The sequence below is a fragment of the Aeromonas sp. s1(2024) genome (assembly GCF_040908005.1).
Classification (GTDB): Bacteria; Pseudomonadota; Gammaproteobacteria; order Enterobacterales; family Aeromonadaceae; genus Aeromonas; species Aeromonas caviae.
The window spans coordinates 1-22,645 of sequence record NZ_JBFOCW010000066.1 but is presented as its reverse complement, the minus strand read 5'-3'; the positions used below and the strand labels follow the sequence as shown (position 1 = coordinate 22,645).

Here is a 22,645-nt window from a genome sequence, read left to right as displayed (position 1 = left end):
GCCTTGTTGTTTTTGCAAAGCGTGTGTGATCTGGCGAACTTACTCCTGGAAGTAGGTGCCCCAACCGTCGTAGTCCACCCCGTATTTCTCGAGGATGGGTAGCATCTTCTCGATGTCGGCGACGATGGTGTCGATGTCCAGCTTGCACTCCACCATGGCGTCGAAGCAGAAGATGGTAGCGCCGTCGTCCAGCTCCATCTCCTCGGCGTCGGTCACTTCGAAACCGGCCTTGAACAGATCGACCGCCGCCTTCTCCAGCAGATCGAACTTCTGGCAGGCAAAGTGGTGCTCAATCTCGTAATCCAGATCCGGGTTGCTGCCATCGGCCAGCAGCTCGTTGACGATGGCGGCGGTCTCTTCGCGCCACTCTTGCATATTGGTATTCATATAAACCCCAGGCGGTGTTGGATGGATGTCACCCCTGCCAGCCGCGTCGGCCCGGACCATGGCCAGGGGATGAGTGCGGCAAAGCATACCCGCAGAGCGCGGCAGGCTCAATCGATGGGCCAAGATAACTGGCGCCTCTTCCGGCTTGGCGCCAACGGGCAGCCCTCGGCACGTCAGGCAGCCCGCCATCCTTCATGATGTTCTGCTGGCTGCTGGGCGCCCTTTCCCACAGGCGCCCCTCTTTTCATGGCAAAAACGGGGAAACTGGCCCAATCACGGGAAGATTGCTCGGATATCGAGCGAACGGTACATCAATCTGCGGCCTGTGGTTGACACCTCAGTCCAGAAAGGGTTTAATGCGCGCCGTTGCCCAGATAGCTCAGTCGGTAGAGCAGGGGATTGAAAATCCCCGTGTCGGCGGTTCGATTCCGTCTCTGGGCACCAACTATTCCTCCTTAGTTCAGTCGGTAGAACGGCGGACTGTTAATCCGTATGTCACTGGTTCAAGTCCAGTAGGAGGAGCCAAATTCGAAAGGCCCGCTCAGATGAGCGGGCCTTTTTGCATCTGTCATTTACTCACATGCCGGGGCTAGTAGTGGTTTTCGTCCCCATGCCATACGTGTCCAGCCGAGCAGGCCCGGGCGACTTCGTGGCAGGGGTCGTCCGCATGGCGGCGAAAGAAGTGCTGATCCTGTTGCAGCAGGAGCGAACTCATCGAGTGGCTCATGCCAGCCAGTGCCTCGCCAGCGGTCAATCCTGCAACCCGGTGATCTGTGGCCAAATGAGCCAGGACTTTTTCACGACTGTTCATGATCGCCTCCCTCTGTGGATCCGGTCGTAAATTGACCATAGCAGCCGTACTCTGCATACCGCAAACCCGCGTCAGCAAAGGGCTACAGGCAGGTCCCGACCTTCTGCTCCGGCATGAAAAAACCCGCTCATGACAAGCGGGTCTGTTTCACTCAGCTAACCGCCGTTGCAGGCCGCCAGCAACAGAGTGGCACCACAGGTGGCGCTGAACACCAGCAAACCCGCCTGCAGCACCCCCTCCGGATCCCTCTGTGTGCGTCTCTTGCGAACACGTTTCATCGAGCCAACTCCATCCAGTTTCCTGCACCCGGGGTGCTGACCTATCCCTGCCCGTCCCGGCAGGCGGCTCATCTTTGTCCAGTTGCAGCCCGCCGTCAACTGCGGCGAAACCACACCTTGTACGGCACCGACCTCAGACTCCATCTCTGTTAACAATCTGGAAAACTGGCGTGACCCGCTCCTGCGCCAGGGCTATGATGAGGCCGACGATTTTCCTACCCTCAGGGAGACCCCAGATGAGCAGCCCCTTGCACTATGTGCTGGATGGCATCCATTGCGAGCCACACTTTTTTACCGTGCCCCTCGACCACCAGCATCCCGACGAGGAGGCGACCCTCACCCTGTTTGGCCGCACCCTCTGCCGCAAGGACAAGCTGGATGATGACCTGCCCTGGCTGCTCTATTTGCAGGGGGGCCCGGGCTTTGGCGCTCCTCGCCCCACCGCCGATGGCGGCTGGATCAAGCGGGCCCTGCAGGAGTTTCGGGTGCTGCTGCTCGATCAGCGCGGCACCGGCCACTCCACCCCCATCAGTGCTGACGCCCTGGCGGGGATGACCCCAGGTGAGCAGGCGGACTACCTCGGCCATTTTCGCGCCGACAGCATAGTGCGCGACGCCGAATGCATTCGCGAGATGCTGAGCCCGGGGCGCCCCTGGAGCCTGCTCGGCCAGAGTTTCGGCGGCTTTTGCAGCCTCACCTACCTCTCGTTGTTCCCAAGGAGCCTGCACGAAGTCTACCTCACCGGCGGCGTGGCCCCCATCGGGCGCAGTGCGGATGAGGTCTACCGCGCCACCTACCAGCGGGTAGCGGACAAGAACCGCGCCTTCTTCACCCGCTTCCCCCATGCCCAGGCCCTGGCCAACCGGCTGGCCAACCACCTGCACCACTACGATGTGCGCCTGCCCAACGGCCAACGTCTGACGGTGGAGCAGTTGCAGCAGCAGGGGCTGGATCTGGGGGCCAGCGGCGCCTTCGAGGCACTTTACTACCTGCTGGAAGACGCCTTCATCGGCGAACGCCTCAACCCCGCCTTCCTCTACCAGGTGCAGGCCATGCAGCCGTTCAACACCAACCCGGTGTTCGCCATCCTGCACGAGCTCATCTATTGCGAAGGGAGTGCCAGCAACTGGGCGGCCGAGCGGGTGAGAAGGGAGTTTCCTGCCCTGGCCTGGGCGCCAGGCAAAGATTTCGCCTTCACCGGCGAGATGATCTTCCCCTGGATGTTCGAGCAGTTCCGCGAGCTCATTCCCCTGAAGGAGGCCGCCCACCTGCTGGCCCAGAAAGCGGACTGGGGCCCCCTCTACGATCCGGCGCAGCTGGCCCGCAACACTGTGCCGGTGGCCTGCGCCGTCTATGCCGAGGACATGTTCGTGGAGTTTGACTTCAGCCGCGACACCCTGAAGGGGCTTGGCAACAGCCGCGCCTGGATCACCAACGAGTACGAACACAACGGCCTGCGGGTCGATGGCGAGCGGATCCTGGACCGTCTCATCCGCATGAACCGGGATCGCTGATCCCGCCGGGCGCACGCCCGCAGCAAGACAACAAGTTCGAGGGCGGCCCATGAGCCGCCCCGCCCATGGAAGCAACACAAAACAACAAGGACACCCATTGGATCATCCGGAAATCTCGGCCGGCTGGCTGAGTCGCCTCTTCTATAGCTGGACCGGCCCGCTGCTGCGCAAGGGGCTGACCCAGCCCCAGGTCAGTCTCGACGATCTCTATCCCCTGCTGCCGGAAGACAGGCGCGACGGCCGCGCCGACGCCTTCCTCGCGCTCACTGCCCGCCAGCCGGTGCGCCCCTGGCCCCTGACCGCCTTTATCTGGCGCCATTACAAGGGACGGATTGGCCTGCTCACCCTGCTGCAACTGCTCGGCATGCTCGCCACCCTGACCAGCCCCTGGCTGCTCAACCACAGCATGACCCAGCTCGGCACCGATGCCACCACCGGCCACAAGCTGCTGCTGGCCCTGGCCCTGTTCGCCTCCGTGCTCGCCGCCGGCATGCTGGCAGAGCACTCCCTGCAACTGGCCCTCAAGATGCACGTGCCCATCCGCCGTCTGCTGGCCGAATCCCTGCTCGCCAAGGTGATGAAGCAGGGTGGCAAGAGCTTCGACGACAAGGCCGGCGGCCGGGTTCAGAACCTCATCAACCGGGACGTGTGGGACATTACTTGGATTCTTGCGGACCCCGCCATGCCGATCACCATGGCGCTGCAACTCATCGGCACCATCGCCCTGCTGGTGTGGCAGGTGGGCAGTGCCGGTCTGGTGGGCTTCGCGGTGCTGGCCCTGCTGCTGCTCATCTCCACCCGGGTGGTGCGGCGCATGAACCAGCAGGAGCAGCAGCTCAAGCGTCAACAGGACGAGCGCAACGGCATCCTGGCGGAATACATCAAGAAGCTGCGGCTGGTGCGCCAGAACGGGCTTGGCCCCTTCTTCACCCGGGCGGCCAACACCAAGCGCCAGCAGGAGCTGGGGGTGCTGGGCCGGGTGCTCAGGCTCGATGCCATCAATGAAGGGCTGATGCTGAGCACTCCCCTGCTGGTGACCCTGGCCACCTTCACCACCTACCTGGCGTCGGGCAACACCCTCACCCTGCCCCAGGTGTTCACCACCATCGCCCTGTTTACCGTGCTGCGCATCCCCATGATGCGACTGCCCTACCTCATCCGCACCCTGATCAACTTCAACACCGGCTTCAGCCGGCTGTGCGAGTTCCTGAACAGCCCGGAGCAGCATCGGGAACTCGATGATCCCGCCCTGCCGGCGGGGGCCCTCCACCTGGAAGGCGTCAGTGCCCTGCACCAGCAAAAACCGGTGCTCGAGGGAGCCAACCTCGCCATCGCACCGGGGGAGCTCGTGGGGATCACCGGGGCCACCGGGGCGGGCAAGAGCTGCCTGCTGCATCTGGTTGCCGGCTTTGACAGCGAGTTTGCCGGCAGCATCCGTCGCCACGGCCGGGTTGCCCATCTGGGCCATAAACCCTGGCTGATGAACGACACCATCCGCAACAACATCTTGTTCGGCCAGCCCTGGCACGCCGAGCGCTATCGTTGGGTGCTCGGCGCCTGCGCCCTCACGGCCGATCTCGCGCTGCTCAGCCACGGGGATCAAACCCTGGTGGGCGAGCTCGGCACCCGCCTCTCCGGCGGCCAGCAGCAGCGGGTCGCCCTAGCTCGCGCCCTCTACGCCCGGGCCGATATCCTGCTGCTGGACAACCCCTTGTCTGCGCTCGACCCCATGGTCGCGGCCCAGGTACTGGAGCAGGGGCTCGTCTTCAAGCCGGGGCCGACCCGGCTCCTGGTGAGCCACGATCCGGATGTGCTGGCCAGGTGCGATCGGGTGATCCGCATCGAGCAGGGGCGCCTGGTGGAGCTCGATGCCCACCAGTTGGCGGATCTTGTCCAGCATCCCCAGCCCGCCCCGCCGGTGCCCCCTCAGGAGGCGGAGCAGTTCAGCGAGGAGAAAGTGGTGGAGGGCAAGGTGGACTGGGGGCTGTTTGGCTTCATGTGGCAGCGCCTCGCCGCCCCCGGTGCCATCCTGCTCGTCCTGCTGCTCACCCTGGGCCAGGAGGGGCTGCGCATCGCCTCGGATCTCTGGCTCGGCGGCAAGGCCGAGGTGAGCGACGTCACGACCCTGCTCGGCATCTATGTGCTGCTGGGGGCGGGCTCCCTCGCCTGCATCATGGCGGTGCGAGTCATCAACTACAAACTCGGCCTCAAGCTGGCCTGGACCCTGTTTGACGGCATGCTGGGGCGCATCAGCCGCGCCCCCATGGCCTTCTTCGACAAGGTGCCCCAGGGGCGCATCCTCAACCGCTTCGACCGGGATCTGGGGGAGGCGCAAGAGATGCTGCTCTCCATGCTGGTGGGACTGTTCGGCATGCTGGTGTCCGTGGCCTTGCAGGTGGTGGTGATCGGCATCAATATTCCCCTGCTGCTGCTCATCGCCCCCCTGGTGGGATGGGCGCTCTATGTATTACAGCGCCGCTACCGGGCGGTGCAACTCAAGCTGCGGCGCCAGTCCTCGGTGCTGCGCTCCCCGCTCTACATCAGCATCAGCGAAACCATCCGCGGCGCCCCCGCCCTGCGCCTGGCCGGGGCCGAGCGTTTCGCGCTGGACCAGGTGCTGCACCACTATGACAACAACCTGCGCAGCTGGTACACCACCACCTCCATCAACCGCTGGCTCGGCATGCACCAGACCCTGCTCTCCGCCGCCCTGGTGGGGGCCGTGGCACTAATGGTGGCCTTTGGCAACAGCCCGCTGCTGGGGGCGGTTGCCATCACCTATGCCTTTACCGCTTCCGCCATGCTCAACTCCCTCATCCGCACCTTTGCCGAAGTGGAACAGGTGATGAACGCGGTAGAGCGGGTGCGCGAATACAGCGAAATAGAGAGCGAACGCCAAGAGGGAGAGGCCCTCGCCACCCCTCACCCCGCAGTGCGCTTCGACAACCTGGGGCTGCGCTACCCCCAGACCAGCCAGTGGGCGCTGCACAAGGTGAACTTCGAGCTGGCCCCCGGTGAAAAGGTGGGTGTGTGCGGGCGTACCGGGGCAGGCAAAAGCTCCCTGCTGGGGGTATTGCAGGCCATGTATCCCGCCTCCCAGGGAGAGATCTTCTACGGCAATCAGCCACTGTCACGACTTGCACCGGAGGCGGTGCGCGACCTCTACGACACAGTCTCCCAGATCCCGCTCACCTTCTTTGGCACCTTGCGGGCCAATCTGACGCCCCTGGCCGAGCATGAGGACGCCGTGCTTGAGCAGGCGCTGGCCCGGGTGGGCCTCGCCGAGCGCTGCGCCGGGCGGCTGGACGAGGATCTCGACAGGCTGCAACTCTCCGCTGGCGAGACCCAGTTGTTGGTGATCGCCCGCATCCTGCTGTCGCGCCGACCGCTCATCGTGCTGGACGAGGCCACCTCGGACCTCGATCACGGCGGCATGCGCAAGATGGCAGAGCTGCTCTACCGCTACCGGCCGGAGGCCAGCTATCTGGTGATCGCCCACCACCTGGAGCCGCTCTTGTCGGTAGACAAGGTGGTGGTGATGGAGGCCGGCACCGTGGTGGAGCAGGGTTCGCCGGTGAGCCTGCTGGCCAACTCCCACTCCCGCTTCCACCAGCTGTTTGCCGGCCAGGTCAGCCGTCAGGTGCCCCAGACGGCATGAGCGCCAACAATAACAAGGGCTGCCCCCGGGCAGCCCTTGTTGCTTGAGGAGAGCCTCAACGCTCCATGATCTGGGTGATGTCGTCCTTGTTGATATGCACCTCCCGCCCCTCTTCATCGTAATAGCGATACATGCCAGTGCTCTCGTCCAACCTGGGTTTGCTGTCGGTGGCAATCATCTTGCCATCCTTGGTGCTCATGATGTATTGGGAGCTGCACCCCGCCAATCCCAACAGACAAATCAGCATCATCACAGCTTTCATCACTCTCCCCTTCTTCACGCTCACCCTGGCGGTGATAGGTGAAGCCTAGCTCAACCGGATGGCCCGTTTACCTTGATTGCAGCAACAGGATTCACAGAAAGAATCCACCTGCTATAGCCATTGAAAATGATCTATCAAGAAAAGAAAGACCGGACATCTGTCCGGCCTGCTCTGGATTATTAGTTACTTGCCCGGCTTGCGCTCGCCGATGACGGTGGGGTTGGCCGGATCCATGCTCCACTCGAACCATCCGCCATCGTAGACGCTGATCCGCTTCCAGTCCATCAACCAGGCGTAGAAGAACGCCTCGGAGGCGCGCCAGCCGGTGCCGCAGTAGAAAGCGGCCTGCTGGGTCGGCTCGATATTCCACTCATCCCACATGGCAAGGATCTCGCGGGCGGGCTTCATGGTGCCGTCCGGGTTGTGGAAGTCGCTCATGCTGTTGGCATCCACCCCGCCATGACCCCATCTGGCCCCGGGAATGTCCCCCTTGGGCTTGATGTAGCTGTAGCCCGAGGTATTGCCCACGAACTCGTCCCAGGTGCGCACGCTGACCAGGGCGCCGTCCGGCTGCTTGAGCAGGGCCTTGGCCTGGTCAAGGGTGGTGTAGTACTCGGGATGGGCCGGGATGGCCACGCCAAACTCCTTGGCCGGGGTGAACTTGTTGGCCAGCCCGGTCTCGGTGCGCAGATGCTGCACGAACCAGGCCTCCAGCCCGCCGTCCAGCAGCCGCACATCCTCGACCCCCGCATACATTATCAGATGGGCCGCACGGGCCGCCGCCATGGTGTTGCGGCCATAGAGGATGACGGTGGTGTCATGACGGATGCCGTTCTCCAGCAGCAGCGCCTTGAGCGCCTCGTCAGAGACCTTGTTCCACAGCGGCTCCCCTTCCAGCCGGTTGGTGTCGATGTAGCCGGCTCCCGGAATGTGGCTCAGCAGATAGGCCTTGGGGGATCCCCAGTCCACCTCGAACACCTTCCACTCCCCCTTGGGGGCGGCGATGACCGGTTTGCCTGCCTGCAAGTCCGCCAGCCAGAGCGGATGGACCAGCTGCTGCCAGCGTGCCAGATGCTCCCGGGGCGCCTCTTTCCATCCCTGCAGCTCGAACAGCTGCTTGATGCCCTGCTGGCGCAGCAGACGGGCCACCTCGGCCACCTCGCGAGGGGTGCCATAGAGGGCGACGGGTTTGTCGGCCTTCAGCCCCTTGCTCGCAAGCGCCACAGGCCACTCCTCGTCACTGTATTTCCACTCTGCGGAGAGCAGCTCGGCACCGGCCACATGGCCCCCCTGCTTCTCCCCGTCCATGGGCCAGCCCTGATAGAAATAGCTCGGGCGGGTATCCAGGATCACCGCCTCCTTCCCCTTGGCATCCGCCAGGGAGAGCGGGGGCAGCTCGGCGGCCAGCGCGGGCCAGGCACACCAGAGCAGCAAGGCGGTCAGGCAGCTTCGCCACAGTCCAGTCATTCGTTTCATGATGTCGTCTCGATGCATAGTGAAGAGAGTTAAAAAATGGAGCGGCCCAGGCGCTCGGCCAGCAGCTCCAGCGCCGCCGTCCCGGCCAGGGAGTTGCCCGCCTTGTTGAGCTCGGGTGACCAGACGCAGATGGAAAGCTCTCCCGGGATCAGCGCCATGATGCCGCCCCCCACCCCGGATTTCCCCGGCATGCCGACCCGGTAGGCGAAGTCGCCCGCCTCGTCATAGAGGCCGCAGGTGGCGAGCAGGGCATTGACCTGCTTGGTGGTACGGGCCGGCAGCAGGGGCGTGCTCTCGCCAAGGGGGACGCCCCGGTTGGCCAAATAGACGAAGGCTCGTGCCAGATCGACGCAGCTCATGCGGATGGCGCAGGCATTGAAGTAGCTCTGCAATACCTTGTCCACCTCGTTCTCGAAGTTGCCATAGGCCTTCATCAGATAGGCGATGGCGGCATTGCGGGCGGAGTGCTGGTACTCGGAGCGCGCCACCACCTGATCCGCCATGATGGCCGGGTTGCCGCACAGGCGGCGCACCAGTTCCAGAGTGCGTTGGCGGGGAGCGGTGAGCCGGGTTTCCAGTAGATCGCTCACCACCAGGGCACCGGCGTTGATGAAGGGGTTGCGGGGAATGCCCTGCTCGAACTCCAGCTGGACGAGGGAGTTGAACGGCTGACCGGAGGGCTCCTTGCCCACCCGGGCCCAGATCTCCTCCTCCTGATAGAGGGTCAAGGCCAGCGTGAGGCTCAGGGCCTTGGAGATACTCTGGATGGAGAAGGGCTCGAAAGCGTCACCTGCGGTGAACAATTCTCCTTCAACGGTACAGACCGCGATCCCCAGCCGGTCGGCAGGCACCTGGGCCAGGGCGGGAATGTAATCGGCCACCTTCCCCTGCCCGAGCAGCGGACGCACCTCTTCCAGGATGCCGGCCAGTAATTCGGATGACAACACCATTGGCTATTCCATGACGTGAAACGAGGCGGGGCCAGCCCACCGACAAAAATCCCGCCGGCGGCGGGATTTTCTATCTGCCCGGGAGGCAGTCAGATATCAGGCCGGCTCGCCGTACCAGAGATCGAACAGCTCGGTGACCACCACGGCCTCCAGCCCTTTGCCTTGCAGCCAGGTCTGAACGGCGGAACGGTCTTCGTCGGAGCACTTGCCGAGCTGCTGGGTGCAGATCATCCCTTCCCAGGCCAGGTGACCCGAGCCGGCGAAGGCCAGCTTGCGAGGCTCAATCACCTCGTCGATCAGCGCATCGACCACAGCATCAATGGTCTCTTCGGCGGTGCCGACCGGGAAGTTGAAACTGATGTCGAACCCCATTTCCTGGAATTCATCGACGCGCAGTTTCTTGCGCAGACGGCGGCTACGGTTGGCCATGATAGCTCCTTAGTTGATACGTTGACTCAGTTGACTCGTTTGAAAATCAGATCCCAGACACCGTGGCCCAGACGATGGCCACGCTGCTCGAATTTGGTCAGGGGGCGCCAGTCGGGACGGGGCACCCAGTTGCCGGTGGCGGAGGTGTTCTCGTACCCCTCGGCGGCACTCATCACCTCCAGCATGTGCTCGGCGTAGTTCTCCCAGTCGGTGGCCATGTGGAAGACGCCACCGATGGCAAGCTTCTGGCGGATATCCTGGGCAAAGGCAGGCTGCACGATGCGACGCTTGTGGTGGCGGCTCTTGTGCCAGGGGTCCGGGAAGAAGAGCTGCAGGCAGGAGAGAGAACCGTTCGGGATCATGTGCTCCAGCACTTCCACCGCATCGTGGCAGATGACGCGCAGGTTGGTGACGCCCGCCTCCTGGGCGGTGCCAAGGCAGGCGCCCACACCCGGAGAGTGCACCTCGATGCCGATGAAGTTCTTCTCGGGGGCGTTCTTGGCCATCTCCACCAGGGAGGCGCCCATGCCGAACCCGATCTCCAGCACCACGGGTCCCTCGCGGCCAAACAGGGCCACCATGTCGAGCGGCTCTGGTGCGAAATCGATGCCCATGACCGGCCAGAGCTCTTCCAGGGCCTTCTCCTGCCCTTTGGTCAGGCGGCCTTCGCGACGGACGAAGCTGCGGATCTTGCGCATGAACTTGCCGTCTTCGTTAAACACATCTTGGGTCACAGACATAGTAAATTGCTCGTTATTGCATCGCTCTGGAACAGAGCCGACATAAATGGATCGCTCGTTATTGCATCAGTTCGCAAAAACAGGGGAGCGAATTATCCCAAGATAGGCACAAGGCGCAAGTGTTTCCCACAACAAATCCCCCGGGACTGCCCACATCCACCGGCAAGGTTGACAAATGCCACCCCCTTCACAGAATCTGCCGGACGTCGGGTTCATCCTGACGCGGAAAAATAAAACCATATACAACAAAGGATTGCAGTATGAAGAAAACCCTGTTGGCCCTCGTCCTGCCTGCCCTGCTGGCCGGTTGCAACCCCTCTGACAACGACTCCCAACCCCCTGCCCCCGCGGCTCAGGCCCATGAATTTCTGGTGCAACTGAGCTCTGGCGCAGAAGGGATAGGCGCTCGTCCCACGGGCACCGAGGCCGAAACCCGCGCCGCCGCCTGGATCCAGGATCACCTGGCCGGTTGGGGCTACGAGGTGCAGAACCAGCCGTTCACCTACACCAGGGGCGGCACCGAACGAACCTCCCAGAACATCGTCGCCGAGCTCAAGGGTCAGAGCGACAAGGTGATCCTCATCGGTGCCCACTATGACAGCACCGGCGAGAAGAAAGGATCCGAAGGCGCCACCGACAACGGGGCCGGCGTCGCCGCCCTGCTGGCGGTCGCCGAGGCACTCAAGGGAGAGACCCTGCCCTACACGGTGCGCTTCGCCTTCTTCGGCGCCGAGGAGAACGGCCTCAACGGCTCCAGAGCCTATGCCGCCAGTCTCGACACCGATGCCGTCGCCAAGCTGCTGGCCATGGTGAACTACGACACCATCGCCGGGGGCGACATCGTCTATGTCCACTCGGCCCACTCCGACGTGGCCGAGTACAACTGCGCCGACCCGAGCCGCTACAGCTTCGATCCCAAGGTGCGCGATCGCCTGCTGGCCATCTCCCAGCAGACCGCCACCCCGTTCGCCATCCACCCCAGCTACAGCGGCTACCCGGAAGGGGAGACCGGCAGCTGGTCCGATCATGCCCCCTTTGCCTGCCTGGGGGTGCCCATCGCCTACGTGGAGGCCACCAACTTCACCATCAACGGGGAAGATGGCTATGACGGCTACTCCCAGAGCACCAATCCGGCACTGTGGGACTGCTACGACGACGCCACCAAGAGCGCCTGCGACCGGGACAGCGAGACCCAGTGGGGCAAGATCTGGCACACGGAGCATGATCGCCTCGACAAGATGGCCGAGCTCTTCCCGGGCCGGATCGAGCAGCAGCTCGGGGCCAACACCGACCTGATGATCCGCTTCCTCAAGGCGCCGGGGCTCTGACCCCCACCCCGCCCGATGCCCCCCTGACAGGGGTTTTTGCGCCCCTGACCGGGGTCGGGACGATAAAATTCGGGCAGGTGCCAAACCTGCCCTTTTTTATGGATTTTTGTGACAGCCATTGCCTCATTTCTGAAATCTGATACAAACGGATAACCTGGCGGTTGAATGGAGCGACCGCCACCTAGTCAGAGAGAACCCTATGCAGCCGTTTTTTGCCCAGCGCTTCGAGAAGGTCGAGCCTTCCTTTATCCGCGAAATCCTCAAAGTTGCCGCCAATCCGGAGATCATCTCCTTCGCTGGCGGCCTGCCCAACCCCCATCTGTTCCCGGTCAAGGCCATCGAGCAAGCCTGCCAGGACGTGCTGCGCGAGCAGGGAGCCGCCGCGCTGCAATACGCCACCACCGAGGGCTTTGCCCCGCTGCGCCAGTTCATCGCCGATCGCTACCTGAGCCGCCACGGCATGACCGTCAATCCTGACAACATCCTCATCACCAGCGGCTCCCAGCAGGCGCTGGATCTGCTGGGCAAGGTGCTGGTGAACGAGGGGCAGGATCTCATCATCGAAGAGCCGGGCTACCTTGGCGCCATCCAGGCGTTCTCCGTCTATCAACCGAACTTCAAGCCCATCACCCTGGGTGAAGAGGGGCTGGATCTGGCCGCGCTGGATGCGCTGCTGGAGCAGGGCTCCAGCGCCAGGCTGCTCTACGGCGTGCCCAACTTCCAGAACCCGAGTGGTGTATCCTACAGCCGCGCCAACCGGGAAGCCCTGGCCGAGCGCCTGGTGCGCCACGATCTGCTGATGGTGGAAGACGACCCCTACGGCGAGCTGCGCTTCGAAGGGGAGCACCTGCCCCCCATCGCCAAGCTGGCCCCCCACAACACCGTGCTGCTCGGCTCCTTCTCCAAGACGGTGGTACCCGCCTTCCGCCTGGGCTGGATGGTGGTGCCGGACTGGCTGCGCAAGAAGGTCACCATCGCCAAGCAGGCCACCGACCTGCACAGCAACGCCTTCAGCCAGCAGGTGCTGCACCGCTTCCTGAGCGACAACTCCCTCGACGCTCACCTGGAGAAGATCAAGGAGGTCTATGGTCGCCAGCGTGCCGCCATGGAAGCCGCCCTCGCCCGCCACTGTCCGCCCGGCGTCAGCTACACCCGTCCCGAAGGGGGCATGTTCCTCTGGCTGACCCTGCCGCCCAGCGTCAGTGCCATGGCCCTGTTCGACGAGGCCATCAAGGAGAAGGTGGCCTTCGTGCCCGGCGCCCCCTTCTATGTGCGCCCCGAGATCCAGAACACCCTGCGCCTGAGCTTCTCCTGTGTGGATGAGGCGACCACGGAAGAGGGTGTTCAGCGTCTGTGCCGCGCCCTGGCCCGCATGCTCTGAGCCATCCGGCCATAAAAAAACCAGCNGGTTTTTTTTGCCTCGCGCTTTCCCCTCAGCGCCCCTGGCCGGCCAGCTGGCTGACAAACTCCTTCATGGGCATGGGCCTGCCAAACAGGTAGCCCTGCAGGAAGGTCACCTCGCGGGCCTTCAGATAGTCGGCCTGCACCTGATTCTCCACCCCTTCCGCCACCAGTTGCAGACCGAGCCGGGTCGCCAGATCGATGACGTTCTCCACGATGTGGCTGGAGAGCGCGTCCGACCCAATCATGCCGACGAAGCTCTGATCGATCTTGAGGAAGTCGACCTGGAAGGTCTGCAGGTAGGTCAGGCTGGAGTGGCCGGTGCCGAAATCGTCGATGGCGATGAAGACCCCGAGGGCATGCAGCTCGGCAAAGAGCCGGTCCGTCGTCTCGTCCGCCACGATGAGCTCGCGCTCGGTCAGCTCCAGCACCAGCTTGATGGGATTCCCCTTGAAAGCGTTGATGAAATCCCGGCAATCCTCCACCAGGCTCAGATCCTTGCAGTGGCTGGCGCTGATGTTGAAGCCGAAGTGGAACCCTCGCGGCAGATGGTGCGCCTTGCCCGCAAACTGTTCGCGCACCTGCGCCATCAGCAGCCGGGTCATGGGCACGATGAGGCCACTGTCCTCTGCCAGGGGAATGAAGCGATCCGGCGAGATCATCCCCTGACGGGGGTGTTGCCAGCGCATCAGCACCTCGCAACCGCTCCATTGGCCGTCCTCCCCGTTCACCACGGGTTGCAGATAGGGGATGAACTCCTGCTGGGAGAGTGCCCGTTTCAGCTCCTGGGCCGGCGAAGTCGAACGGCCCATCAGCCAGAAGACCGCCACCCCGAGCAGCAGGCTCAGCAGAGGATAAATAATGACGCCCACCTTGGAGTAGTCCCAGATGTGGGCACGGTACTCATCCACCGACACCGTGGTCACTACCTTGAACGGGTACCTGGTCGAGACCTGTTCTAGATAGCCACTGCGGTCCTTGGGGATCAGCTTGTCGGTGAGCTCGCTGTTTCGCAGCAGCATCTCGTTGCCGACCACCAGCCCCAGTGGGGAGTTGCGGCTCAGCATGTCCAGGATGTTGAGCAGGTAGTAGCCGTCGACCCCCACCAGCACGCTGAACTCGCCCACCTCTTCCCGGTAGGCGATGAGGGGGCGATTCGGGGTGACCGGGTTGCCCTTCATCAGGTCGAGCCTGCCCCCGACATAGTCATCCAGTTTGATGCCGCCATCGACTGGGCCATAGAGGGAAGAGCAGTAGATCCGATCTCCCCTGGCCAGGTTGACGCTGCGCACATCCGGCACCGTGGCCACCTGATCCCTGAGCCCCTGCACCACCTCGAGACAGGGCCTGCCCAGGCTGCCGGTGAGGGCCGACGCCGCCAACTGGGCATTGTCCAGAGTGCGGTCGAACATGACCCTGGCATGTTCCAGGCGCGCCACCGCATCCTGTTTCACGCCGGTGGCGGTCTGCCAGATGACGATGACGAGCCCAAGGAGCATGGGCAACAGACCGGCCAGCAAGGCACAGAGCAGCCGAACATAGAATTGACGCACCTTCAAACGTCGAAATGGCATAACGGCCCTCATGAACATGGCGAAAAAGCGCTCGAGTTTACCCGCTGGCGCCCGTTTGGCAAGCCGGAATGCGCCCCTGATACCGCCGCGCCACGGCGCCCCCCGTGGTCGCAACGCCCGGCAACCCCGTGGACAAAGGGGGCGGCGTCTTGGGAGACAAAAATCATAATGCTCATAAAAACAGGAGCTTGTCCATCGGGCACCCAGGCTCTAGAGTAGACCCTAGAGCGTCAGGGAGGCAGGACATGAAGATACTGATCACGGGGGGCACGGGGTTTATCGGCCGCCGTCTGGTGGCACACCTCAAGGTGGCGCACGAAGTAGTCGTGCTGACCCGCCAGGGCAGCCGGGCCTACGAGCTGCTCGGCCACGATGTCACCCTGCTGGACAGTCTGGACAGGCTGGATCACCTCAATGACGTGGACATCGTCATCAACCTGGCCGGCGAACCCATCGCCGCCGGACGCTGGAGCGAGTCCCGCAAGCAGTTGCTCTGCAACAGCCGCTGGCTGCTGACCGAACAGCTGGTGGATCTCGTCAAACTCTCCAGCACGCCCCCCAGATTGCTGCTCAATGCCTCCGCCATCGGCTGGTATGGCCGCCAGGATGACGCCCCTCTGGATGAAACATGCCAGAGCCCTCACGACGAATTCACCCACCGTCTCTGTCAGCAGTGGGAGCAGCTTGCCCAGCAGGCCCGCTCGGCCCAGACCCGGGTCTGCATCCTGCGCATAGGCCTGGTACTCGGCATGGAGGGGGGCGCCTTGCCCAGGATGCTGCCCCCTTACCGCCTGGGCCTCGGCGGCCCCATGGGCAGCGGCACCCAGATGATGAGCTGGATCCACGTGCAGGATCTGGTGCGGGCCATGCTGTTTCTCGTCGAGCACGGCGAGTGTGACGGCATCTTCAACGGCACGGCCCCGCAACCGGTCAGCAATCGCCGGTTCAGCGAGATCCTGGCCGCCACGCTCCATCGCCCGCACCTCTTCTTCGTACCGGCCCCCCTCCTGCGACTCCTGATGGGAGAGGCGGCGGATCTGCTGCTCACCGGACAGCACGTGCTGCCCGCCCGCTTGCAGCAGGCCGGTTTTCACTTCAGCTTCCCGGCCCTGCCCGGCGCTCTGGACAATCTGCTGCACTCACCCCGTTGACCCAATGACACATCCCGACCAAGGTCGGGATGTGTCGAGCCATCAGAGCAGCCCCTGCCCCAGTCCCCTGAGCCGGTCGCTCAGGGTACCCGCCAGCAGTTGGCGGCGCATGCCCTGTCCGGCCAGGGTCACCAGCACGGCCCCAAGCAGGGGGAGTGCAGCCCAGATGGCCCAGTGGAACTGCCACTGCGCCCCCTCCCACCACCACTGCAGGCCGAAGGAGCAGAGCTCCACCACCATGGCGGCGCAGAGCCCTGCCAGGGCACCGCTCGCCACCAGCTCCCAGCGCAGCATCTTCTCGAGCAGGGCGCTGCCCGCCCCCAAGGTGCGCATCAGCAGCAGCTCCCGGCGCCGATGGGCCATGCCGGCCTGGGTCTGGGTCAGCAGCACCAGCAGGGCGGCCACCGTCACCAGCCCGAGCATCAACCCCAGGGCGCGGCTCACCTGATCGGAGACCAGGGTGAGGCGGCCTATCAGATCCTCCACATCGATGAGGCTCACCGTGGGGTGGCGGCGGATGAGTTCCACCTCTGCCCCTCGCCCCTCAGGCGGCAGACGATAGCTGCCGAGCCAGGTCTGGGAGAAGGGGGCCAACACATCCGGCGAGAAGATCATGTAGAAGTTCGGCCTCATGTTGTCCCACTTGATGGACCTCAGGCTGGTCACCCTGGCCTCGAACGCCTGCCCCTCTATGGTGAAGCCGAGCACGTCTCCGAGCGCGATGCCGAGCCGTCCCGCCAGTGCCTCGTCGACGGAGACCTCCCCCTTGCCGGCCAGCCATTGACCGGCAGTGACCTTGTTGTCGGCGGGCAGGGCCGATGTGGTGGTGAAGTTGAGCTCTCTGTCCACCCCCTCCCGCGCCGCATCCTCCCCCACCGCCTCACCGGCGATACGGGTCAAGCGCCCGCGCACCATGGGGTAGAAGTCCGAGGTGATGGCCCCGGCCTGGTGCAGATCGGCTAGGATCCCTTCCCGCTCGCTGTCCGCCACATTGACCAGGAAGCGGTTCGGGGCGTCGGCAGGCAACCGGGTGGAAAAATCCTCCAGCAGATCGACCCGCGCCGCCCACAGCAGCCCGAACAGCATCAGGGCCAGGGCGAAGCCCGCCAGCTGGAACAGACCACTGCCCCGCTCCCGGGAGAGGTGATTGATGGCCAGGCGCAGGGCATGGGGCCCCTTGAGCCGACTGCCAAGACGCAGCAGCACGGAGGCGAGCAGGGCCAGCAGCGCCATCAACACCCCCATGCCACCGATGAGCCCGCAGGCCAGCCTGATGTCGGCGGTAAAGCCCCACACCAGGGCAAACAGCCCGATGAGCCCCACGGGCACCGTCAGCCAGGGGGGGATCCCCGCCTCCAGCTCCCGGCGCAGCACCCGCAGCGGCGGTACCTTGAGCAGCCTCAGGAAGGGGACGAACGCCAGCATCAGGGTGATGAAGAAGGCGACCGCGAGGCCAAGGGCAAAGGGTCGCCAGGAGGGGGGCGGCAGATCCGCAGGCAGCAGATCCCCCAGCAGGTTCAGGGTCAGCCACTGCATGGCGCTGCCCGCCACCAGCCCCATCAGGGCCCCCACCAGGGTCAGGGAGAACAGCAGGGTGCCCATCAGTTGCCACAGGGTGCGCCGCGAAGCCCCCAGGGTCTTGAGCAGGGCCACCATGTTGGTCTGGCGCTCGGCGAAATGGCGCACCGCTATCCCCATGGCCAGGGCGCCGAGCAGCACGCCGGCAAGGGATGCCAGACGGAAGAAGCGCTCGGCATTGCCCAGGGATTTCCCCACCTGGGTACCCTGATCGTCGGGTTTGACGAGCTTTTGCCCGGCGCTCAGCCTGGGGTTGAGCCAGGCCTCATAGCGGGCGATGGCGTCGCGGGGTCCCTTGACGAGATAGCGCCACTGCTGGCGACTGCCCGGCAGCAGGGCCCCGGTCGCTTCGATATCGGCGCTGTGGATCAAGGCCCTTGGCGCCATCTGGAAGGGGCTGAACCCCTGATCCGGCTCCTGGCCCAGCTCCCCTGCCACCGTCAGCCGGGTGTTGCCGACCTCGAGTGCCTCCCCCACCTTGGCGCCGAGCAGCTGCATCACCCTGGCGGAGAGCCAGATCTCGCCGGGCGCCGGGGTGCGCTGGGGAGTGAGCTCCAGCTTGCCGTAGAAGGGAAAATCCCCGGGCACGGCACGGATGGAGGCCAGTTGCAGAGTATCGCCGTGAAACAGCATGCTGTTGAAGCTGACCGTGGTCTGCACGGCCAACCCCTCCTGATGCGCCTGCGCCAGCCACTCTGCCGGTGCCGGCGTCGCGGAGCGCAGCACCCTGTCCCCTCCGATGAAATCCCGCCCGGAGGCCTTGAGCCCCGCATCCAGCCGATCCGCCACCAGAGCCACGCTGAGCACGCAGGCGACGCTCAGCGCCAGCGCCAGCACAAACCAGCGCAGCTCGCCGCTGAACCCTTCCCGGCGCAGCAGCTTCAATCCCAGTCGCCACTGACTCATGACAGCTCTCCCACCTTGGCCGCCATGACAGATTGTGCCTCCAGCCGCCCGGCTGACATCACCAGCTGCCTCTGGCAGCGCTGGGCCAGTTCATGGTCATGGGTCACCACCACCAGGGTGGTGTTGTGCTCGCGGTTGAGACGAAACAGCAGTTCGATCACCGTCTCCCCCGTTTTGCTGTCGAGGTTGCCGGTGGGCTCGTCCGCCAGCAGCAGGCTGGGACGGGTCATGAAGGCACGGGCAATGGCGACCCGCTGCTGCTCGCCGCCGGAGAGGCGTGGCGGCAGGTGGTGTAACCGCTCTCCCAGACCGACCTGTGCCAGCAGCTCCCGGGCACGGGGCTCGCTGTCGGTCTCCCCCCGCAGCTCGGCCGGCAACATGACGTTTTCCAGGGCGCTCAGGGTGGGCAGCAGCAGGAACGACTGGAACACGAACCCCACCTGCTCGGCCCGCAGCCTGGCGCGTCCCTCCTCGTCCAGCCGGGTGAGGGAGTGACCGAGGATCTCTATCTCGCCGCTGCTCGGCAGATCGAGACCGGCCAGCAAACCGAGCAGGGTGGACTTGCCGGAACCGGACGCACCGACCAGCGCCAGCGTCTCGCCGGTATTGACTTGCAGATCGATCCCTTCAAGGATGGTGAGGCTTTCCTGACCGAGGCGAACGGTTTTACCGAGCCCCCTGACGGCGATAATGGGCGTTGAACTCATCTTGGGTATCCTGTTTGCCTGAACCTGTAATGACAATAGAACGTGGGAGTTGACTGCATGATGCGTCTCTTGTTTGCCGTGAGTTGCCTGTGCTGCTGGGCAGCGTCCGTCCAGGCCCAGACCCTGCTGGTACTGGGCGACAGCCTGAGTGCCGGCTACCAGATGCAGGCCGAACAGAGCTGGCCTGCCCTGCTCAATGAAAAGTGGCAGCAGCAGGGGGGAGAACACACCCTCATCAATGCCAGCATCAGCGGTGAAACGACCCAGGGCGGCCTGGCCCGCCTGCCCGCTCTGCTCGAAACCCACAGACCGGACTGGGTGTTGATCGAACTCGGCGCCAACGACGGGCTGCGGGGCTTTGCTCCCGCCATCACCCGGGCCAACCTGACCAAGATGATCGAGCTCACCCGGGCGCACCAGGCGAAGACGGTGCTGACCCAGATCCTGCTGCCCCGCAACTATGGGGCGCGCTATCTGCAACAGTTCGAGCAGATCTTCCCGGATCTTGCGAAGGCCAATGACCTGCCGCTGATGCCCTTCTTTCTGGATGATATTGTGCTGCGCCCTGAACTCATGATGAACGATGGACTGCACCCGACGGCCGCCGCCCAGCCCCGGATCCGCGACAAGGTCGCCCGCTTTGTCGAGCCTCTGCTGACACAATAGCCCGGTGGCCGGGCCCCTGGCCTTCCCCTTGCTCAGCAAAAAGCCCCCGCATGGCGGGGGCTTTTTCATGGTTCGGCGTGCCGGGTTCAACGGCCCAGGATCTGCCGCATCCGCTGCTGGGCCACGTCCACCAGCAAGTCGGGCTGGAATTTGGAGATGAAGCGATCGCACCCCACCTTCTTGACCATGGCCTCGTTGAAGTTGCCGCTCAGGGAAGTATTCAGGGTGATGAAGAGATCGGACATGCGCGGATCGCTGCGCACCTCGTGAGTCAGGCGATAACCATCCATCTCCGGCATCTCGGCGTCCGTGATCATCAGCATGATCTCGTCGGTCACCTTCTTGCCCGCATCGCACCACCCCTTGAGCAGCTTGAGGGCCTGCAAGCCGTCCTGGCACTCGATGACCTCGAGCCCGAGCTGGGCGAGGGTCTCGCGCACCTGGTTGCGGGCCGTGCTGGAGTCATCGACGATGAGCACCCGACGTCCCTGCATCTGGGGCAGGATCTCTTCGTCCAGCACCTCGGACGAGATGCGCACGTCATAGGTGATGATCTCCGCCAGCACCTTCTCCACGTCGATGATCTCGACGATCTGGTCAACGCCCCCTTCCGGGATGCGGGTGATGGCGGTGAGGTAGTTGGCACGACCCGCCGAACGGGGCGGCGGCAGTATGTCCTTCCAGGTCATGTTGACGATGTGGGCCACCTGCCCCACCAGGAACCCCTGAATGGTGCGGTTGTACTCGGTGATGATGAGGTTGGACTCCTGATCGATGGCCATGGGACGCATCCCGATGGCACCGCGCAGGTTGATGACGGGGATGGAGACGCCGCGAATGTTGGCGACGCCGCTGATGTTGTGGTGGGACCCCGGCATCTTGTTCAGATGAGGCAGCTTGACCACTTCCCGCACCTTGAAGACGTTGATCGCAAACAGTTGCTGGGCACCCAAACGGAACATCAGCAGTTCCAGGCGATTCTCCCCTACAAGCTGGGTACGTTGATCCACTGAATCCAATATGCTCGCCATATAACGCCCTTACGTCCATTTCCCGAAATTGCCCCGCACCGGAGCTGCGACATGCCAACCAGCCCCGCTTTCCCTGTCGGGACAACGCAAGCCTATATAGAAATAATGAAAAGCGTCGAGGAAAGATAGGATCTTGACCACGGGGCGTGATCATCGCCCCATCACTGCCTCATGGCAAGCACAGCCACGCACCGGCCCCGACAACAAGGGTATCGACCACACAGGGCCATTGCTGAACCCCGGCGTGCCGCTCTTGTCATCCAGCGCGGTCCGCCAGCAACAAAAAGATCGACCACATGGGCCGGTCCTGGGATGTGCAGTGCGTCCGGGACGACTTAGAAGTTGTACTGCAGGGCCACGGCGACGATGTCGTCGGTGGACTTGTTCAGGCTGTTCTTGCCGGTGGAACCCACTTCGTCCAGCAGGTTGATCTTGTAGTCCACGTAGGCATTGAAGTTGTCAGTGAAGTTGTACCAGGCACCCACGGAGACGTATTCGGTCGCGGTGTCATCGATGCCGTGAGCGCTGTCCTTCACGTCGGTACGCAGGTAGGCCAGGGAGGGCTTGAACTTCGGCGTGATGTTGTACTGCACGACCGCTTCGTAGCCATCCATCTTCTCGGCGTAACCGCGCAGGGAGCCGGTATCCACGAAGAGGTGATCTTCACCGTGGGAGTAGGTGGCGGCCATGTAGAGGTTGCCGACGGCATACTTGGCGCCCACCCCGAACAGCTTGGCATCGTTGTCGCCGCCGAAGCTCACGTTCTCGGCCTGTTCGTCGGTCTTGCCTGCCTGGTTGTAGGCGGCACCCAGGCTCAGGCCCATGTTGAAGTCATAGTTGGCAGAGAGGGCATACCCCTCGGAAGAACCTTTCGGGCTCCAGGTGCTGTTCGGACCGACGCGCTCGCTGCGGCTCGCGTTCTGCGGGTCGTTGTTGCCGGTGAACTGGGCACCCAGGGTCAGCCCCTGCCAGTTGTACATGTACTGGGCCAGGCCGTTGGTACGGCCGGTGCCGAACACCTCGGTGTCCTTGCCCAGACCATCACCACCCCACTCCGGCAGCACGTCTGTGTAGTTGTTCACCGCCTTGGTGAACAGACCGTCCTGGCGGCCGTAGCTGAAGGCACCGAAGCGATCGTGCTTGATGCCCGCATAGGCGTAACGCAGCTCGTCGTTGTCAGAACCGGAGACCGGCAGGTTGTACTCGGCGAAGCCGAACGCGGTCAGATCCTCGTCAACCTTGGTTTCACCTGCGATGTGCAGACGCAGGTAGCTGGCATCGCCTTCGGTGGCGTTGTCATCGGTGCCGTAGTACATGCCGTTGACGCGGCCGCCGATGTCCAGTTTGGTACCATTCTGATCGTAAACGTTGGCGGCCTGTGCACCACCGGCCAGCAGCAGGCTGGAGATGGCCATCGTCAATGCTGTCTTTTTCATTGTTCTTTCCTCAGGTGTAAGCACTCTCTGTCAGACCAGAGTTCGGTCGTGATGATCGGTTGATGTGCCGATGGCCTAAGGTAGATCCGGAAACCTTGTTGACATCCTCCCCCACCTTAGCGCTTCGCGTCACAGGAGGGGGATTCCCATTACTGGGTGATAGCTGCTCGCGCAGTACCGGGTTCCTGCTTCATCGGGCGGCCTGATTGCACCACGCCTCCACAGGCTAAAACGGCGTGTCCCGCCGCTAAAATATTGCGAGCGCCGTTCACATCGGCGTTCGCCTCATAACCACACGCAGCGCATTTAAACTGGCTTTGCGTCTGGCGGTTATCCTTCGCAGTATGCCCACAACAGGCGCA

The 22,645-nt window shown here is 63.6% G+C and carries 20 protein-coding genes and 2 tRNA genes; 8 read left to right on the top strand and 14 right to left on the bottom strand.

What is annotated here, in order from left to right; genetic code table 11:
* Positions 1–39: 39 nt before the first annotated feature.
* Positions 40–375: a ribonuclease E inhibitor RraB gene (rraB, locus tag AB5Y70_RS15830; protein ID WP_010675493.1), complete on the bottom strand. Its 336-nt coding sequence runs from the start codon at positions 373–375 to the stop codon at positions 40–42.
* Positions 376–755: 380 nt separating this feature from the next.
* Between rraB and AB5Y70_RS15825 the strand changes: the two genes are divergently transcribed.
* Positions 756–831 (top strand) — tRNA-Phe (locus AB5Y70_RS15825).
* A 5-nt stretch (positions 832–836) separates the two neighbouring features.
* Positions 837–912 (top strand) — tRNA-Asn (locus AB5Y70_RS15820).
* A 64-nt stretch (positions 913–976) separates the two neighbouring features.
* Here the strand turns inward: AB5Y70_RS15820 and AB5Y70_RS15815 are convergent.
* Entirely contained in the window at positions 977–1,198 is a 222-nt protein-coding gene (locus AB5Y70_RS15815; protein ID WP_010675494.1) for a hypothetical protein, read from the bottom strand.
* A 155-nt stretch (positions 1,199–1,353) separates the two neighbouring features.
* On the bottom strand, positions 1,354–1,476 hold the full coding sequence (locus AB5Y70_RS15810; protein WP_362777374.1) for a hypothetical protein: 123 nt from the start codon (positions 1,474–1,476) through the stop codon (positions 1,354–1,356).
* A 236-nt stretch (positions 1,477–1,712) separates the two neighbouring features.
* Between AB5Y70_RS15810 and AB5Y70_RS15805 the strand changes: the two genes are divergently transcribed.
* Together AB5Y70_RS15805 and AB5Y70_RS15800 are read left to right on the top strand one after the other, a co-directional pair.
* Positions 1,713–2,990, top strand: coding sequence for an alpha/beta hydrolase (locus tag AB5Y70_RS15805; protein WP_362777372.1), 1,278 nt, complete (start codon positions 1,713–1,715; stop codon positions 2,988–2,990).
* 97 nt (positions 2,991–3,087) lie between these two features.
* Entirely contained in the window at positions 3,088–6,648 is a 3,561-nt protein-coding gene (locus tag AB5Y70_RS15800; RefSeq protein ID WP_362777370.1) for an ATP-binding cassette domain-containing protein, read from the top strand.
* Between the two features lie 55 nt (positions 6,649–6,703).
* Here AB5Y70_RS15800 and AB5Y70_RS15795 read toward each other — a convergent pair whose 3' ends face one another.
* From AB5Y70_RS15795 to trmB, 5 genes are all read right to left on the bottom strand, one after another.
* The gene (locus tag AB5Y70_RS15795) at positions 6,704–6,910 is read right to left on the bottom strand and encodes a YgdI/YgdR family lipoprotein (protein ID WP_111896856.1); all 207 of its coding nucleotides are present in this window, start codon (positions 6,908–6,910) and stop codon (positions 6,704–6,706) included.
* A 183-nt stretch (positions 6,911–7,093) separates the two neighbouring features.
* Entirely contained in the window at positions 7,094–8,386 is a 1,293-nt protein-coding gene (locus AB5Y70_RS15790; protein WP_111896857.1) for a sulfurtransferase, read from the bottom strand.
* A 29-nt stretch (positions 8,387–8,415) separates the two neighbouring features.
* Positions 8,416–9,336: a glutaminase B gene (gene glsB / locus AB5Y70_RS15785; protein ID WP_010675499.1), complete on the bottom strand. Its 921-nt coding sequence runs from the start codon at positions 9,334–9,336 to the stop codon at positions 8,416–8,418.
* A 96-nt stretch (positions 9,337–9,432) separates the two neighbouring features.
* Positions 9,433–9,765, bottom strand: coding sequence for a YggL family protein (locus tag AB5Y70_RS15780; protein ID WP_042879866.1), 333 nt, complete (start codon positions 9,763–9,765; stop codon positions 9,433–9,435).
* Between the two features lie 26 nt (positions 9,766–9,791).
* Positions 9,792–10,505: a tRNA (guanosine(46)-N7)-methyltransferase TrmB gene (gene trmB, locus AB5Y70_RS15775; RefSeq protein WP_162624630.1), complete on the bottom strand. Its 714-nt coding sequence runs from the start codon at positions 10,503–10,505 to the stop codon at positions 9,792–9,794.
* A gap of 260 nt (positions 10,506–10,765) precedes the next feature.
* Here trmB and AB5Y70_RS15770 point away from each other — a divergent pair, with 260 nt between their 5' ends.
* Both AB5Y70_RS15770 and AB5Y70_RS15765 read left to right on the top strand, forming a co-directional pair.
* Positions 10,766–11,833, top strand: coding sequence for a M28 family metallopeptidase (locus AB5Y70_RS15770; RefSeq protein ID WP_111896858.1), 1,068 nt, complete (start codon positions 10,766–10,768; stop codon positions 11,831–11,833).
* A 199-nt stretch (positions 11,834–12,032) separates the two neighbouring features.
* Entirely contained in the window at positions 12,033–13,214 is a 1,182-nt protein-coding gene (locus tag AB5Y70_RS15765) for a PLP-dependent aminotransferase family protein (RefSeq protein WP_103259609.1), read from the top strand.
* Positions 13,215–13,266: 52 nt separating this feature from the next.
* Here the strand turns inward: AB5Y70_RS15765 and AB5Y70_RS15760 are convergent, their stop codons facing one another.
* Positions 13,267–14,808, bottom strand: a complete 1,542-nt coding sequence (locus AB5Y70_RS15760) for a cyclic diguanylate phosphodiesterase (RefSeq protein WP_041212429.1) — start codon at positions 14,806–14,808, stop codon at positions 13,267–13,269.
* A gap of 245 nt (positions 14,809–15,053) precedes the next feature.
* Here AB5Y70_RS15760 and AB5Y70_RS15755 point away from each other — a divergent pair, with 245 nt between their 5' ends.
* The gene (locus AB5Y70_RS15755) at positions 15,054–15,959 is read left to right on the top strand and encodes a TIGR01777 family oxidoreductase (RefSeq protein ID WP_111896859.1); all 906 of its coding nucleotides are present in this window, start codon (positions 15,054–15,056) and stop codon (positions 15,957–15,959) included.
* Between the two features lie 42 nt (positions 15,960–16,001).
* Here the strand turns inward: AB5Y70_RS15755 and AB5Y70_RS15750 are convergent, their stop codons facing one another.
* The gene (locus tag AB5Y70_RS15750; RefSeq protein ID WP_111896860.1) at positions 16,002–18,443 is read right to left on the bottom strand and encodes an ABC transporter permease; all 2,442 of its coding nucleotides are present in this window, start codon (positions 18,441–18,443) and stop codon (positions 16,002–16,004) included.
* Positions 18,440–19,150, bottom strand: a complete 711-nt coding sequence (locus tag AB5Y70_RS15745) for an ABC transporter ATP-binding protein (protein WP_111896861.1) — start codon at positions 19,148–19,150, stop codon at positions 18,440–18,442. Before AB5Y70_RS15745 ends, AB5Y70_RS15750 begins: the two co-directional genes overlap by 4 nt.
* A 57-nt stretch (positions 19,151–19,207) precedes the next feature.
* Here AB5Y70_RS15745 and AB5Y70_RS15740 point away from each other — a divergent pair, with 57 nt between their 5' ends.
* A complete protein-coding gene (locus tag AB5Y70_RS15740) occupies positions 19,208–19,816 on the top strand; it encodes an arylesterase (RefSeq protein ID WP_111896862.1) in 609 nt (202 codons plus the stop codon).
* A gap of 86 nt (positions 19,817–19,902) precedes the next feature.
* On the opposite strand, the gene AB5Y70_RS15735 is transcribed toward AB5Y70_RS15740, so the two are convergent.
* The 3 genes from AB5Y70_RS15735 to AB5Y70_RS15725 form a co-directional block, all read right to left on the bottom strand.
* A complete protein-coding gene (locus tag AB5Y70_RS15735; protein ID WP_041212426.1) occupies positions 19,903–20,847 on the bottom strand; it encodes a chemotaxis protein CheV in 945 nt (314 codons plus the stop codon).
* Between the two features lie 335 nt (positions 20,848–21,182).
* A complete protein-coding gene (locus AB5Y70_RS15730) occupies positions 21,183–22,283 on the bottom strand; it encodes a porin (protein ID WP_029314791.1) in 1,101 nt (366 codons plus the stop codon).
* A gap of 149 nt (positions 22,284–22,432) precedes the next feature.
* Positions 22,433–22,645 (bottom strand): zinc ribbon domain-containing protein (locus AB5Y70_RS15725; protein WP_368175974.1); only part of this gene is annotated, 213 nt, incomplete at its 5' end.